This window comes from Pengzhenrongella sicca, from assembly GCF_017569225.1.
Classification (GTDB): Bacteria; Actinomycetota; Actinomycetes; order Actinomycetales; family Cellulomonadaceae; genus Pengzhenrongella; species Pengzhenrongella sicca.
In genome coordinates this window covers 2,290,198-2,305,196 of record NZ_CP071868.1, presented here as the reverse complement: position 1 = coordinate 2,305,196, position 14,999 = coordinate 2,290,198, and the positions used below count along the sequence as shown (strand labels likewise).

Sequence of the window (14,999 nt, the reverse complement as noted above, 5' to 3'; positions counted from 1 at the left end):
CTCCCGGCGCGCCCCGGGCCGACGTGGCAGGCTGCTGGCATGGACCTGACGCGACTGGGGCACGCGTGCGTGCGCCTCGACTCCGACGACGCCCGCCTCGTGCTCGACCCCGGCGCCTACAGCCTTCCGGGCGCGACCGACGGCGCGGACGCGGTGCTGGTCACGCACGAGCACCCCGACCACGTCGTGGTGGCCGACCTGCGCGCGGCGCTCGTCGCCGACCCGGCGCTCGAGGCGTGGGCGCCCGCGGCCGTCGTCGCGGCCCTCCTCGACGGCGCGCCCGCGCTGAGCGCCCGCGTGCACGAGGCGCACCCGGGCGACGCGTTCGAGGTCGCCGGGTTCGCGGTCGAGGTGTTCGGTGAGCTGCACGCCGTCGTGCACCCGGACGTGCCCCGCATCGCGAACGTCGCGTACCTGGTCAGCGCCGAGGGACGGTCGGTGCTGCACCCGGGGGACTCGCTGACCGTCGTGCCGCGCGCGGTCGACGTGCTGCTCGTGCCGGTCGCGGGCCCGTGGCTGCTGCTGGCGGACGCCATCGACTACGTGCGCGCGGTCGCGCCGGCCGTCGCGGTGCCGATCCACGACGCGGTGTGCTCGCCGGCCGGCGTCACGCTGATCGACCGCCTGCTCGGACCGGCCGGGGTCGGGCTCGGGGTAGCGCGGTACCGGCGCCCTGCCGACGGCGAGCCGGTCGCTCTGTAGCCGAGCCGGGATCGGCCGGGCCGGGTCCTCGAGCGGGTCAGTCGAACTCGTTGGTCCGGCGGCGCTGCGCGATCTGCGCGCTGAGCACGTAGCGGTGCAGAGCGTCCGCCTCCCGCTGGGACGTGCCGATCAGCCGGCAGCCGTGGAGGTAGCCGCGCGGGACGTCCTCGCGTCGCAGCGACTCGGCGACGAGCGTGAACTGGTCGAAGTCCGTCGCGAGATCGAACCCGAAGCGGTAGTAGTCGTCGAGGGGGCGTGTGCAGAACAGCCGCAGGCCGGTCGCGCTGAGGTCGATGATGATTGCGGGGATGGCCGTGCCGGTCTCGCGGATCTCGTCCCCCTCGAACTCGTACGTCAGGCTCACGTGCAGGTCCGTCGGCACGCGCACGATCGCGCGCTCCTGGAATGCGGAGATCAGCTCGATGTCGGTGACGATCATGAGCCCGGGCCTGACCGCGTCGACGGTGACGACGTACTCGCGGCGCCCCCGGATCGCCTCGAAGGTGCGCACGACGGCCTCGTCGCCCTCGACCGGGAGCTCGCCGAGGATCTCGTCGATGCGGATGCTGAGCGACCGCCCGGCGTCGACGCTGATCTCGCCGCGGGCGACCTCGGTCTCGCCGATGATCACGACGCTCGGGCTACCTTCGATCACGCCTGGAGCACCACCTGAGTCTCGCCGTGCACTGTCTGGAGAGCTCAGCCTACGAGCGCGAGGGGCCCGCGTGCGCGATCCGGGCCGACAGCTGCACTTCTCACCCACGAGTGCACTCGGTTGGCCGACTGGTGCGGCCACCTGCGGCGACCTACGGTGAAGGTTCCGCAGCGAAGGGAACCTGCCGTGTCCGATCAGCCCGCCCACGACGACGTCGCGAACCTCGAGTACGACGAGACGATCCCGCCCCGACCCGAGGAGGAGATCGCCGATGCGCTGCGCGCCGCCGCGGGGTCTGACCCGGCGGAGCTCGGCGCGGGGGAGTCGACGGGGGACGACGAGCCGCGCGGGGCGGCCGGCGCCTAGGCAGCGACTAGGACGCTCGCGTCGACTCCTGGTGCGAGCGGAACGCGCGCACCAGGCGGACCAGCCCGGAGACGGCCACGACGAGGCCGATGGCGGCGACCAGCCGGTTGAGGAAGATCCCGTCCGGCCCGAAGATCGAATCGCCCTGGAATCCGATGACGACGGCGCCGGCGACGAGGCTCATCGTCGGTGACCACCACCAGCGGTCCTGCGCCCGGATCGCGGGTTCCTCGGCAGGCTCTGTCGTCTCTGGCGTGTCCGTCGACTCGACAGACTCTGTCGTCTCGGTGGATTCCGGCGACTCGGAGGGCTCGGGGGACTCGGCAGGCGTCGATGCAGGCATGCAATGACTTTGCCACGGATAACGTGGCGATCGAAACGGTGTGCGGACCCCCGGATTTCCGGTGGATTGACATAATGTACATTATCGGCGTTACTGAACGAGGCTGAACCTCGGTCTAGGATCGGCCGCATGAGCGTCGACCCTGACCCCCGTCTGCTCGAGACCATCGCCGAGGTCGAGGCGCACGAGCGCGACCTCGTGCTCACGCGGTTCGACAACGACGACGCCTGGCGGCTCGGCTGCGTGCTCGTTGAGCTCGGGCGCGACCGGGACCTGCCGATCACGATCGACGTCCGGCGTGGCGGTCAGCAGCTCTTTCACGTCGCGCTGGCCGGGACGACGCCCGACAACGACTCGTGGGTCCAGCGCAAGGTTCGGGTCGTCGAGCGGTTCGGGGCGTCGTCGTACCTCGTCGGGCTGCGGGCGGCCGCCAAGGGCACGACGTTCGCGGTGCAGCACGACCTGCCGTTGCAGCGCTACGCCGCGCACGGCGGCGCGTTCCCGATCCGCATCGCCGACGTCGGCATCGTCGGCGTCGTGACCGTCTCCGGGCTCGCGCAGCGCGACGACCACGCGTTGGTGGTCGAGGCGCTGCGCAGCTTCCTGGCCTGATCTCGGCGGCGCGGCGTGGACTCCCGACGGGACGTGCTGGCTGATCGGGACGTGGCTGCCCCGCGTCTACACCGCGCTTCTCAGGACATCCCGGCGATCGGACCGCAGACTGTGGGGGTGCGGACGATCGGGGTCGAAGAGGAGTTCATGCTGGTCTCCCCCGACGGCCGGCCGGCCTCGGTCGCCCCGGCGGTGCTCCAGCACGCGGCCGCGATCGAGCCGGAGCCGTCGGCCCGGATGCAGGACCCGCCCCCGGGCGGCGTGCTGGAGAAGGAGTTCAAGCAGGAGCAGATCGAGACCTCGACCCATCCGTGCGCCGACCTGGACACCCTCGCGGCGGGCATCCGCGAGGGCCGGTCCCGCGCCGACGCCTCCGCCCGGCACGCGGGGGCCCGCGTCGCCGCGATCGCGACCGTCCCGGGGGTGATCTCGTCGACCGTGATCCGGGACCGCCGCTCGCGGCTGATCGGCGCCGACTTCGGCCACGTGGCGCGCGAACAACTGACGTGCGGCTGCCACGTGCACGTCGAGGTCGCCGACGACGACGAGGGCGTCGTCGTGCTCGACCACCTGCGGCCCTGGACGCCCGTGCTCCTCGCGCTGAGCTCGAACTCGCCGTTCTGGCAGGGGTCCGACAGCGGCTACGCCAGCTACCGCTCGCAGGTCTGGAACCGCTGGCCGACCGCCGGCGCGACCCCACCGTTCGGCGACGGCGCGACGTACCGGCGGGTGGTCGCCGACCTCGTGCGCAGCGGCACGATCGTCGACGACCGGATGGTCTACTTCGACGCGCGGCTGTCCCCGCGGTACCCCACGGTCGAGGTGCGGGTCGCGGACGTGTGCCTCGAGGTCGAGGACACGTTGCTGCAGGCCGCCCTGGTGCGTGCCCTGGCGCAGACGGCAATCACGGAGCACGCGGCCGACGGCGACCGCGACGCCTTGCGCGACGGGCGCGGCGCGGTGCGCACCGAGCAGCTCCGGGTCGCGTCCTGGCGTGCCGCGCGCTCGGGCCTGAGCGGGGAACTGCTGAGCCCGCGCACGGGCCTGCCCGTCCCGGCGGCGATGGTCGTCGCCGAGCTGCTCGCGCACGTCGCGCCCGCCCTGGCGGGCTTCGGCGACCTGGAGCGCGTCGAGGCGCGGCTCGACGTGGTGCTGCGCCAGGGCACCGGCGCGGACCGGCAGCGCGCGTGGTACGCCGAGCACGACGACCTCGACGCCGTCGTGCGACGAGCGAGCGAGCGGACGCTCTCGTGACCGAACCCGAGGTCCCGGCCTCGCCCGCGCTGCTGCGCCGGATCGGCGCGCTGCTGACGCCGTACCGCGGCCGGCTCGTGCTGGTCGCCGTCGCGATCCTCGTCAGCTCGCTGCTCGGCGTCGTCATCCCGTTCCTGACCCGGCGCGTGTTCGACGACGCGCTGTTCCCGACCGACGGGTCCGGCGTCGACCTCGCGCTGCTGACCCGACTGACTGCCGCGATGATCGCGATCCCCCTGGTCAGCTCCGCCATCGGCGTCGGCCAGACGTACCTGACGACCAAGGTCGGCAACCTCGCGATGGCCGACCTGCGCGCGCGGCTGTTCGGGCATCTCGAGCGGATGGAGCTTGCGTTCTTCACGGGGACGAAGACGGGCTCGATCCAGTCGCGCCTGGCCAACGACGTCGGCGGCGTCGGCTCGGTCCTGACCACGACGGCGTCGTCCATCCTGTCCAGCTCGGTGACCGTGATCGCGTCGGTCGTCGCGATGGTGCTGCTCAGCTGGCAGCTGACCCTCGTCGCGCTCGCGCTCATGCCAGTGTTCGTGGTGCTGCAGCGGCGGGTCGGCGCGCGGCGGCAGCGGATCGCGCGGGCGACCCAGGAGTCGCTGTCGGACATGACCGCGATCACCCAGGAGGCGCTGAGCGTCTCCGGCATCCTGCTGGCCAAGATCTTCAACCGGGCCGACGCCGAGGTCGCGCGGTACCGCGTCGAGAACGACCGGCAGGTCACGCTCCAGGTGCGCCAGGCGATGGCGGGCCAGGGCTTCTTCGGGGTCGTGACGGCGTTCATGGCGATCACGCCGGCGCTCGTCTACCTGGCCGCCGGGTACACGCTCTCGGGCGGCGCGGGCGCCGCGATGCTGACCGCCGGGACGCTCGTGGCGTTCTCGACGCTCCAGGCGCGGCTGCTCATGCCGATGCTCTCGCTGATGCGCGTGGCGCTGGACGTCCAGACCTCGCTCGCGCTGTTCCGCCGGATCTTCGAGTACCTCGACCTGTCCCCCGCGATCACCGACCGGCCCGGCGCCACCGTGCTCGACCCCCACGACGTGCGTGGGCGCATCGAACTCGAGGACGTCTGGTTCGCCTACCCCCCTCCCCCGCTGCTGCGCACGCCCGCACCGATCCCGGGGCCGGTCCGCTTCCGGGGCGGGGGCAACGCCGTCGGCGTCGGGTACGGCCTCGGCGGCGGGCACGGGTCGGGGCTTGGGGGTGTCGTCGCGCGCCCCGCCGCCGACCGGGACGGCGCGGCTGCGTTGGATGGCCGTGGGGTGGACGGCACCGCGGCGGCGCCGACGCGGCGGCGGTGGGCCGTGCGGGACACCTCGTTCGTGGTCGAGCCGGGCCAGCTCGCGGCGTTCGTCGGGCCGTCGGGCGCGGGCAAGACGACCTTGAGCTACCTCATCCCCCGGTTGTACGAGGTGGACCGGGGCGCGGTCCGGATCGACGGCCTCGACGTGCGGGACGTGACCCAGGGGTCGTTGGCCGACGTCGTCGGCATGGTCACCCAGGATCCGTACCTCTTCCACGCCTCGATCGCCGACAACCTCCGCTACGCCCGGCCGGACGCCACCGACGCCGAGCTCGAGGACGCGTGCCGCGCGGCGAACATCCACGACCGGATCGTGGGGTTCGCGGACGGCTACGCCACGACTGTCGGCGAGCGCGGGTACCGGCTCTCGGGCGGGGAGAAGCAGCGCGTCGCGATCGCGCGCGTGCTGCTCAAGGACCCCCGCGTCCTCATCCTCGACGAGGCCACGTCGGCGCTCGACTCCTCGTCCGAGCGCCTCGTCCAGCAGGCGCTCGCCCAGGCGATGACCGCGCGCACGACGCTCGCGATCGCGCACCGCCTGTCCACGATCCGGCACGCGGACGTCATCTTCGTGGTGGACGAGGGCCGCGTCGTCGAACGTGGCACCCACGACGAGCTCGTCGCGGAGCGGGACGGCCTGTACGCCCGGCTGTACGCCGAGCAGTTCGGCGGGGGCCGCGTCGAGGCGCGCTTCGCGGACGGCGTGATGTTCACGGACGGCGTCGTGCTCTCCCGGCCCGGCCACCCCGAGCTGTAGCCGACCCGGCTCGCCCGGTCCTCACCCTCACCCACCCCCAGCCGCCCGGTCGCGGCGGCTGTCCACAGGTCGGCGCGGAGGGCGCGCGCCCGCCTCGGCGCGGCGCGAGGGTGGGGCGATGACGACCTTCGACGACAGCTGGGATGACGAGCTCGAGGACGACTTCGAGGACGAGTTCGAGGACGACCGTGAAGGCGAGTTCGAGGACAACCTTGAGGGTTTCGGGGTGGCCCCGGGGCCACCGGGGAGCCTGCTCGCGTCGGACGAGGAGGTGCACGAGCTTCTGCTCAGGCTCGTCGGGCCCGAGCGGGGTGGCCCGCCCGCGGTCTGGGTGCTGCTCCTCGACCGGGACCGCCGCGCTACGCCGTTCGTGCTGCCGATCGGCGACGTCCCGACGATCGCGGATCGGGCGCTGGTCGTCCAGCTCGCACGGACCCTGCGCATCGTCCTCGGCCGAAATGCGCCCGGCGGCAGCGTCGCGGTCGCGCTCGTGCGGCGCGGCGGGGGCGATCGGGGCACGTTCGAGATCGGGTGGTCGACCGCATTGGTCGAGGCGTTGACCCAGGTCGGGGTGCCCGTGCGGGCGGTGGTCGCGATCGGCCGAGACCGCTCCCGCGTGCTCCCGACGCCCCGGAGGTGAGCGTGCGGCCGGGCGTGGGCCGCGGGCCGCCGCCCTGAGGGGAAGGCAACGAGCCGGCGACTGGGAAGCGGCTGGCCGCGGTCGCCGCGGCATGGGCAACGAGTCGAGCGTCACACGCACAGATTTGCGGCTACTGCCCTGCACCCGTCACCATGGAACGAAGGCCCCGGCTGCGCACCATCGTGCGCGGCAGACGCCCCTCTCGGATCCCGAGCCACGGTCACCGACCGGCCTTCACGGGACCTTCACCTCGACCAGGAACACTGGCGAGGTTACGCGCGTTGAACACCACGGTAGAGCATTAGTCAATGACGGCACCACGGAGGTCCTGATGGCGAACCGATCCCTGCGCGGAATGCGCATCGGTTCCAATAGCTTGGAGACGGAAGAGGGCGTGGAATTCGCTCCCCGGCTCCGGGCGCACTACGACTGCCCCAACGGGCACACGATCATCCTGCCCTTCTCGACCGAGGCCGACGTGCCGCTGGTCTGGGAGTGCCGGTGCGGTGAGGAAGCGCTCCTGCGCGACGCCTCACGGCCCGAGCCCAAGGCTGGGAAGAAGCCGCGCACGCACTGGGACATGCTCCTGGAGCGGCGCACGGTCAAGGAGCTCGAAGAGCTGCTTGAGGAGCGCCTCGATCTGCTCCGTGCGGGCAAGCTTCGCCGCAGTGCGTGATCGCCGCCGGGCCTGAGTTCAGGTCCAGCGGCACCGGGGGCTCGCATCTGAGCGCCCGCGCCTGACCCGCCGTTCACACAGAACGTCGGCACACCGTCCGGGGTGTGACGTCCGAGAGGCCGTCGCACCCCGGACGGTGTGCGTTACGGGACGACCCGCGTCGGCGCCGCGACGACTAGCGCCGCGACGACTCGCGTCAACGCCGCGGCACGGACGAGCGCACCTTCGCGCCCAGCGCGCGCGCGCCGCGCCCGAGCTGCCGCGCGCGGTGCTGCACGCCCCACGCGGTGATGCGGGCGAGCGCCTCGACCACGATCTCCCGGCTCATCTTCGACGTGCCCTGCTCCCGTTCCACGAACGTGATCGGCACCTCGACGACCGTGCCGCCCGCCCGTACGACGCGCCAGGCCATGTCGACCTGGAAGCAGTAGCCGCGGGAGGCGACCGCGTCCAGGTCGAGGCGAGCCAGCGCGCGCGCGTCGTAGGCGCGGAAGCCGCCCGTCGCGTCGTGCAGCGGCAGGCCGAGCAGCAGCCGTGTGTACGTCGTTCCCGCGCGGGACAGGAGCATCCGCCGGCGCGGCCAGTTGACGACCTTGCCGCCCGGGACCCAGCGCGAGCCCAGGACCAGGTCGGCGCCGGGCACCGCCGCGAGCAGGCGGGGCAGGTCCTGCGCGCGGTGCGAGCCGTCCGCGTCCATCTCGACCACGACGTCGTAGCCGCGGGCGAGGGCCCAGCGGAAGCCGGCGACGTACGCGCGACCCAGCCCCCGCTCCCCGGTGCGGTGGAGCACGTGGACGGCGACGTCGTCGGCGGCGCACCGGTCGGCGAGCTCGCCGGTGCCGTCGGGGCTGTCGTCGTCGACCACGAGCACGTCGGCGGCCGGTACGGCGGCGCGCAGCCGCGCGAGGGTCACCGGCAGCGCATCGCGCTCGTTGTAGGTCGGGATGATCACGACGGTCGTGGTCGCGACGGCGGCCGTCACGACAGCCCCGCCGCTCGGTCGGGGCGCCGCAGGCGGGCCGCGCCGACGCAGCCGGCGGTCAGGATCAGCAGCGCGAGCGCGTCGACCCCCCACGCGAGCCAGTCCCCGATCGCGGTCGCGGGCGTCTGCGACGTGCGCAGCGGAAGCTGCGCGACGAGCTGGGCCGCGGTGAACAGCTCGGTGCGCTGGCTGACGGCACCGTTCGGCGCGATAACCGCGCTGACGCCCACGGTCGAGATCTGGACGGTCGCGCGGCCATGCTCGATCGCGCGCAGCCGCGACATGGCGAGCTGCTGGGTGGACTCCGCCGTGAAACCGAACGACGCGTTGTTGGTCTGGACGAGCAGCACCTCGGCGCCCGCGCGGACGGCGTTGCGCACGAGCGGGTCGTAGGCGACCTCGAAGCAGATGACGTCGCCCAGCGGCACCGTCCGGTCGAGCCGCTCGGAGGCGAGCGGCACGACGCCGACCTCCGTGCCCGCGATCATGTCGTTGCGCACGAGGTCGACGGCCGAGGAGAACGGCCGCACGAGGTTGCGCAGCGGTATGTACTCCGCGAACGGGGCGGGGTGCTGCTTGGCGTACCGGGCCACGACCCCCTCCCCCGGGACCCACAGGACCGCGGTGTTGTACCGGCCGCCGGTCTCGGGGTACTCGATCGTGCCGACCAGCATCGGGGCGTCGACGGCGCGCGCGACGCCGTCGATCTCGGCCGCGGCGGCGGCGTCGACCTGCGGGTCGACGTCCGTGCCGTTCTCCGGCCACACGACGAGGTCGAGCTCGCCGGGTTCGACCTGCTCGAGGAGCGCGCGCGTGCCGAGGGCGTGGTTGTGCAGCACCTCACGCTGCTGCGCGAACGCGTCCAGGCCGGGGGTGGGGACGTTCCCCTGGATGGCGCCGACCCGGAGCTCGCCGGCCTGCGCCTGGGTGTCCAGGGGGATCACGAGGCCCGCGAGGAGCACAGCGCCGGCGACGGCGCCGGTCGCGAACGTCCGGCTGATCCGCAGGCGGCGCGCGGCGAGGAGGCAGATCGCGCCGAGCACCCCGATCGCCGCGACCGCGGCCGACACGAGCGGCGCGCCGCCGAGCCACGCGAGTCGGGCGAGCGGCGAGTCGGCCTGGGAGAACGCGAGGCGGCCCCACGGGAATCCCCCGAACGGAGCCGTCGAGCGCAGCTCCTCGATCGCGACCCACAGCAGCACGAACGCCGACGCCTGCAACCACGGGCCGCGCCAGATCGCCTGCCCGCGCCGCGCCCAGGTCCAGGCCACGCCGAAGAGCGCGATGTACAGGGCCTCGAACACCGTGAGCGCCGCCCACGGCACCCGGCCGACCACGTAGTCGGCCCACTCGATGTGCGGGGCAAAGAAGGCGAGCCCCCACACGAAGCCGACGAGGGCGTTCCAGCGGGCGCTGTCGCGTCGCAGCGCGAGGAACAGCAGGGCCATGCCGACGAAGCCGGCGCCCCACCAGCCCTGGTCGGGGAAGGCGGCGTTGGTCAGCAGCCCGCCGGCGGCGGCGAGCCCGAGGGCCCACCAACGGTTCGGCTCGGGCTGGGGCACGCGAGAAGGGTACGACAGGCACGGGGCGGTCAGAGCCCCGACGCCCGGACCGGGGCGGGTGAGGTAGGTGGGTAGCGAACGGGGGCCTGCGACGACGCTGTCGGAGGCGGTCCCGAGCCACCGTCGCACCGCCCGACCGACCCGCGTGTCCTTCGTACCAGGCGCCGTCCCTGCAAGGGGTCGTGCCCGTTCTCTGTTGAACACGCGGGTCCAGCCGGTGCCCGCCTCGTTCCCGGGCGAAGCCTGGGAGACGGGACGTGTTGTGCGCCGGTAAAGGCGGAACAGAAGGTGAACCTACCGGGTACAGCAGGGGTGTCAAGGCGACGTTCCCCCAGTTCAGTGACGTCCGTCCAGGTCAGCCGGGCGGGCCCGCGCACGATCGGCATGTCGTTCGCGGCGTGTCGCAAGGGTGTGTCGCCGCGTGTCGCCCGCGGCGGCCGCCGGCGCGTCGCCCGCAGGGCGCGTCAGCCCAACGCGTCGTGGATGACGACGCCGGCGCGCACCGTGCGCAGGCAGACCGGCGGGGCCGCGTCGGGGCCCACCTCGGGCAGCAGCGGGCTGCCTGCGCGGGCGTCGGTGCTCCACGACGAGACCCGCCCGTCGGCCGCCTGGACGACGAGGTGCTCGGCGCGCCAGAGCGCGAGGTGCGCCGGGGCGCCGACCCGGATCTCGCCGGCGCCCGTGTGGTCGAGGCCGGCGAGCCGCCAGCCGCCGCGCGTGTGCGCGCGGAACGCCGCGCGGGCCGAGATGCGCTGGTCGGGCTCGTGGTGGGTCACGGCGGCGCTCACGGCCGCCCAGGGGTCGAAGGGCGTGACGGGCGAGTCGGAGCCGAACGCCATCGGCACGCCCGCCGCGACGAGGTCGGCGAGCGGGTTGAGTGCGGCCGCGCGGCTCGCGCCGAGGCGCGCGGCGTACATCCCGTCGGGCCCGCCCCACGCGGCGTCGAACGCGGGTTGCACGCTGAGCCGGATCCCGAGCAGGACGAGCGCCGCGAGCGTGGGGGCGTCCACCAGCTCGGCATGCTCGACGCGGTGGCCGGCGCGGCGGATCGCGGCGAGCCCCTCGACGTCGCTCGCCGCGCGCAGGCCGATGAGGAACTCGTCCATCGCGCGGTCACCGATGATGTGGAAGCCGGCCTGCACCCCGGCGCGGGTCACCGCCGCGAGGTGGTTGCAGATCTGCTCCGCGCTCAGGTACAGCGACCCGGACCCCGCCGCGCCCGTCGGTCCCGTCGGCCGGTCCCGGTAGGGCGTGCGCAGGGCCGCGGTGTGGGAGCCGAGCGAGCCGTCGACGTTGAGGTCTCCCCCGATGCCGGTGAGGCCCGGGATCGCGGCCAGGATCGCCCGCGCGTCGTCCGTCGTCTCGCAGAGCTCGCCGCGGTACCCGACCAGGTGCGGGAGACCGCCGCTCGCCTGCGCGGTCAGGCTGAGCAGCGCGGCCAGGCCCACCCGGGTGTCGATGTAGGGGGCGCCGTGCTCGTGCACCGACGCGATCCCCTGGGCGGCGGCCGCGCCGAGCGCGCGGCGGTAGAGGTCCTCGCGGCGCGCGGGGTCGACCTCGCGGGCCGCCTCGCGTGCGGCGTGGTGGGCCTCGAACCGGACGGTGCCGTCGTCCCACCCGGGCAGGCCGGCGAGGCCCGCGACGGCGGCAAAGGACGACGACACGACGGCGGAGTGCACGTCGACGCGCGCCAGGTAGACCGGGGCGCCGCCGGCCGCCGCATCGAGCTCGGCGCGCGTGGGTGCCCGGCCCTCGGGCCAGTCGTTCTCGTCCCAGCCGTGCCCGAGGAGGGGGCCGTCCGCGCCGGCGCGGCGGGCGTCGTCGGCGGCCCGGGCGAGCGCAGCGAGGGCGTCGGCGAGCGAGCGCACCCCGGCGGCGACCGACAGGTCGAGCCCGTCGAGCGCGAAGCCGGTCTCGAGCAGGTGGGCGTGCGCGTCGACGAACGCGGGCGCGACGAGCGCGCCGTCGAGGTCGACGACGTCGTCGGCGGCAGCCGCCAGGCCCGCGGCGGTGTCGTCAGCGCCGAGCCAGGCGACGACGCCGTCGCTCACCAGCACCGCCTCGGCGAACGGGTCGGTCGGGGAGTGGATCACGCCGTGGCGGTACAGGGTGGAGCTCACAGGCGGACACGATAGGCCCCGCGCGCGGCGGACGGCGGGCCGGCGCTCAAAGCGAGGAGTAGGCGACCACTCCCCGGCGCAGGGCGACGACGCCGCGGCGCGCCGAGTCGCGCACGTGGGCGCTCGGCGCGGCCTGCGCGATCTGGTCGAGCAGGTCGATGATCTGCTTGCACCAGCGGACGAAGTCGCCGGCCGCGAGGTCGCTGCTGCCCAGGACGGCCTCGAGGCTGCGCCCCGCCGCCCACCGGTGCACCGCCGCGACGATGCCGAGGTCGAGCGGGCCCGTGGACTCGATCTGGTGCGCCGCCTCGAGCGCGTCCAGCTCGGAGCCGATCTCGGCCATCTCCGCGAGGGCCCGCGCGAGCTTGCTGCCCGGCCCGCCCGGGATCCGGGGCTCGCCCTCGTGGTCGTCGCGGCGCGCGGAGTACACCACCGTCGAGACCGCGGCCGCCAGCGCCGCGGGGTCCAGCTGCTCCCAGCTGCCGCGGCGCAGGCATTCGGCCACCAGCAGGTCGTTCTCGGCGTACAGGCGGCGCAACCACTGCCCGTCCGCCGTGACGGTCACGCGCCCGCGCGTGCCGTCGTCGTCGTGGCGCGTGGCGAGGTAGCCGAGCCGCTCGAGGACGTCGCAGATGCGGTCGAAGACGCGGGCGATCGAGCTCGTGCGCCCCTCGATCCGGGTGACCAACGCGGCGTGCTCGCGGCGCAGCCGGTCCCAGCGCTCGGCCCAGCGTGCGTGCTCCTCGCGGTCGGGGCACGCGTGGCACGGGTGCGCGCGCACCTGCCGGCGCAGCCCGGCGAGGGCGGCGTCGTCGGTCGCGGCCTTGGGGCCGCCGGCGGGGCCGCGCCGTCGTCCGCCGCGCTTCGCGGCGGGCTCGGGCAGCCACTCGCGCAGGTCGGCGGCGAGCTCGCGGCGCGCGGCGGGGTTGCGACCGTTGAAGCCGCGGGGCACGCGCATCGAGCCGATGGTGCGGACGCCGTCGGGCACCTCGGCGATCGAAACGCGCCGCACCTGGCGGTCCTCGAGCAGGAGCGTCGGGCGGGGCCCCTCGAACCCGCCGTCGGAGCCCGGGTCCAGGACCACGGCGTGGCCGGCGCGGCGCCCGGTCGCGATCTCCAGGACGTCACCGACCTGCAGGCCCTCGAGCGACCGGGCCGCGGCCTCGCGCCGCTCGCGGGCGGCGTCGCGCGTGAGCCCCTGCTCGCGTTCGGTGATCGCCCGGCGCAGCGCCGCGTACTCCGCAAAGTCCCCGAGGTGGCACCGCATCGCCTCGGCGTACCCCTCGAGGGCCTCGGTGTGGGCCTTGGCCTGCTTCGCGAGGCCGACGACGCCGCGGTCCGCCTGGAACTGCGCGAACGACGTCTCGAGCACCTCGCGGGCGCGCTCGCGCCCGACCTGGGCGACGAGGTTGACGGCCATGTTGTAGGTCGGGCGGAAGCTAGAACGCAGCGGGTACAGGCGCTTGGACGCGAGCCCGGCGAGCTCGACCGGGTCGAGGCCCGGGTTGTCGATGACCACGGCGTGGCCCTCGGGGTCGATGCCGCGCCGGCCGGCGCGCCCCGTGAGCTGGGTGTACTCCCCCGGGGTCATGTCGACGTGCGCGGAGCCGTCCCACTTGATGAGCTTCTCGAGCACGACGGAGCGGGCCGGCATGTTGATCCCGAGCGCGAGGGTCTCGGTCGCGAACACGACCTTGACCAGCCCGCGCGAGAACAGGTCCTCGACGGTCTCCTTGAACACCGGGAGCATGCCGGCGTGATGCGCCGCGATCCCCCGCGCCAGCGCGTCGCTCCAGTCCCAGAAGCCGAGCACGTCGAGGTCCTCGGGCGGGATGGTCGCGCAGCGCTCCTCGACCAGCTCGCGGATCTGCGCCTCCTGCGCGGGCGTGGTGAGCCGGAGCCCAGCCGCGAGGCACTGGCCGACGGCGCCCTGGCAGCCCGCCCGGGAGAAGATGAACACGATAGCCGGGAGCAGCCCGGCGCCGGCGAGCAGGTCGACGACGGCGGGCCGCGGCGTCGGCCGGAAACTCGGTCGCGGCGAGCCGCCGGGTGCGCCGCCCCGGCCCCGGAAGCCGCGGTCGCCGCGTCCGGTCGGGCCGCGGCCGCCGTGTGCGTTGCGGCCGCCCGGGCCACCCGACCCGGCCTCGCGGCGGCGCAGCGCGTCGGCGAGCTCGGGGTTGATCGGCGGGTTGACGCCGGGCGCGGTCGGGTCGACGTGGCCCGCGTACAGGTCGAACAGCTGCCCGCGCGCGAGCACGAGCTGTCCCAGCGGCACGGGCCGGTGCTCGCTGACGACGACCGCCGTGTCCCCGCGGACCATCTCGAGCCAGTCGCCGAACTCCTCCGCGTTGGAGACGGTCGCGGACAGGGAGACGAGCTGCACGTCGGGCGCGAGGTGGATGATCACCTCTTCCCAGACGGGGCCGCGCATGCGGTCCGCGAGGTAGTGCACCTCGTCCATGACGACGTAGCCGAGGCCGTCGAGCGCCGACGACCCGGCGTAGAGCATGTTGCGCAGCACCTCGGTCGTCATGACGACGACCGGCGCGTCGCCGTTGACCGAGGTGTCGCCCGTGAGCAGCCCGACGCTCTCTGGCCCGTAGCGGCGCACGAGGTCGCCGAACTTCTGGTTCGAGAGCGCCTTGATCGGGGTCGTGTAGAACGCCTTGCGGCCCCCCGCGAGGGCGAGCTGGATGGCGAACTCGCCGACGACCGTCTTGCCGGCGCCCGTCGGCGCCGCCACAAGCACGCCGCGGCCGGCCTCGAGCGCGGCGCACCCCGCCACCTGGAAGTCGTCGAGCTCGAAGCCGATCAGCTCGCGGAACGCGGCGAGCGCCGCGCCGTCCGCCGACGGTGGAACCGCCCGCGCCAGGGAGAACCGCTCGAACGAGGGCACACGCGCATCACCAGCCACCCCCCAACCCTAAGCACCGCAGCCCCCCTCCCCCGCAGCGACCCGGTTTTCAGGGGAATCTGTCCGCCGGGCGCACCGAATCCCCTGAAAAGCGGGTCGCG

Annotated in this window: 13 protein-coding genes; 7 read left to right on the top strand and 6 right to left on the bottom strand. The window is 74.2% G+C overall.

What is annotated here, in order from left to right:
• Window positions 1-39: 39 nt before the first annotated feature.
• A complete protein-coding gene (locus J4E96_RS10515) occupies window positions 40-702 on the top strand; it encodes an MBL fold metallo-hydrolase (RefSeq protein WP_227422065.1) in 663 nt (220 codons plus the stop codon).
• A gap of 37 nt (window positions 703-739) precedes the next feature.
• Here the strand turns inward: J4E96_RS10515 and J4E96_RS10510 are convergent, their stop codons facing one another.
• Window positions 740-1,357, bottom strand: coding sequence for a PilZ domain-containing protein (locus tag J4E96_RS10510; RefSeq protein ID WP_227422064.1), 618 nt, complete (start codon window positions 1,355-1,357; stop codon window positions 740-742).
• Window positions 1,358-1,543: 186 nt separating this feature from the next.
• On the opposite strand from J4E96_RS10510, the gene J4E96_RS10505 reads away from it, so the two are divergent.
• Window positions 1,544-1,723 carry a hypothetical protein gene (locus J4E96_RS10505; protein ID WP_227422063.1) on the top strand — a complete coding sequence of 60 codons (180 nt, stop codon included), beginning with the start codon at window positions 1,544-1,546 and terminating at the stop codon, window positions 1,721-1,723.
• A 7-nt stretch (window positions 1,724-1,730) separates the two neighbouring features.
• Here J4E96_RS10505 and J4E96_RS10500 read toward each other — a convergent pair whose 3' ends face one another.
• Complete coding sequence (locus tag J4E96_RS10500) at window positions 1,731-2,066, bottom strand: hypothetical protein (RefSeq protein ID WP_227422062.1); 336 nt, start codon at window positions 2,064-2,066, stop codon at window positions 1,731-1,733.
• 129 nt (window positions 2,067-2,195) lie between these two features.
• Between J4E96_RS10500 and J4E96_RS10495 the strand changes: the two genes are divergently transcribed.
• The 5 genes from J4E96_RS10495 (at window position 2,196) to J4E96_RS10475 (ending at window position 7,320) form a co-directional block, all read left to right on the top strand.
• A complete protein-coding gene (locus J4E96_RS10495) occupies window positions 2,196-2,678 on the top strand; it encodes a heme-degrading domain-containing protein (protein WP_227422061.1) in 483 nt (160 codons plus the stop codon).
• 117 nt (window positions 2,679-2,795) lie between these two features.
• Window positions 2,796-3,932, top strand: a complete 1,137-nt coding sequence (locus tag J4E96_RS10490) for a carboxylate-amine ligase (protein ID WP_319637669.1) — start codon at window positions 2,796-2,798, stop codon at window positions 3,930-3,932.
• The gene (locus J4E96_RS10485) at window positions 3,929-6,004 is read left to right on the top strand and encodes an ABC transporter ATP-binding protein (protein WP_227422060.1); all 2,076 of its coding nucleotides are present in this window, start codon (window positions 3,929-3,931) and stop codon (window positions 6,002-6,004) included. Before J4E96_RS10490 ends, J4E96_RS10485 begins: the two co-directional genes overlap by 4 nt.
• 118 nt (window positions 6,005-6,122) lie before the next feature.
• Window positions 6,123-6,644, top strand: a complete 522-nt coding sequence (locus tag J4E96_RS10480; RefSeq protein WP_227422059.1) for a hypothetical protein — start codon at window positions 6,123-6,125, stop codon at window positions 6,642-6,644.
• 331 nt (window positions 6,645-6,975) lie between these two features.
• Window positions 6,976-7,320, top strand: coding sequence for an RNA polymerase-binding protein RbpA (locus tag J4E96_RS10475; protein WP_227422058.1), 345 nt, complete (start codon window positions 6,976-6,978; stop codon window positions 7,318-7,320).
• A gap of 196 nt (window positions 7,321-7,516) precedes the next feature.
• Here J4E96_RS10475 and J4E96_RS10470 read toward each other — a convergent pair whose 3' ends face one another.
• From J4E96_RS10470 to J4E96_RS10455, 4 genes are all read right to left on the bottom strand, one after another.
• On the bottom strand, window positions 7,517-8,302 hold the full coding sequence (locus J4E96_RS10470) for a polyprenol monophosphomannose synthase (RefSeq protein WP_227422057.1): 786 nt from the start codon (window positions 8,300-8,302) through the stop codon (window positions 7,517-7,519).
• Window positions 8,299-9,864, bottom strand: coding sequence for an apolipoprotein N-acyltransferase (gene lnt / locus J4E96_RS10465; protein ID WP_227422056.1), 1,566 nt, complete (start codon window positions 9,862-9,864; stop codon window positions 8,299-8,301). The genes J4E96_RS10470 and lnt overlap by 4 nt, the downstream gene beginning before the upstream one ends.
• Before the next feature lie 464 nt (window positions 9,865-10,328).
• Window positions 10,329-11,984 (bottom strand): amidohydrolase, encoded by a 1,656-nt coding sequence (locus J4E96_RS10460; RefSeq protein ID WP_227422055.1) that lies wholly within the window; start codon window positions 11,982-11,984, stop codon window positions 10,329-10,331.
• 46 nt (window positions 11,985-12,030) lie between these two features.
• Window positions 12,031-14,898 (bottom strand): DEAD/DEAH box helicase, encoded by a 2,868-nt coding sequence (locus J4E96_RS10455; protein WP_406619726.1) that lies wholly within the window; start codon window positions 14,896-14,898, stop codon window positions 12,031-12,033.
• Window positions 14,899-14,999 lie beyond the last annotated feature (101 nt).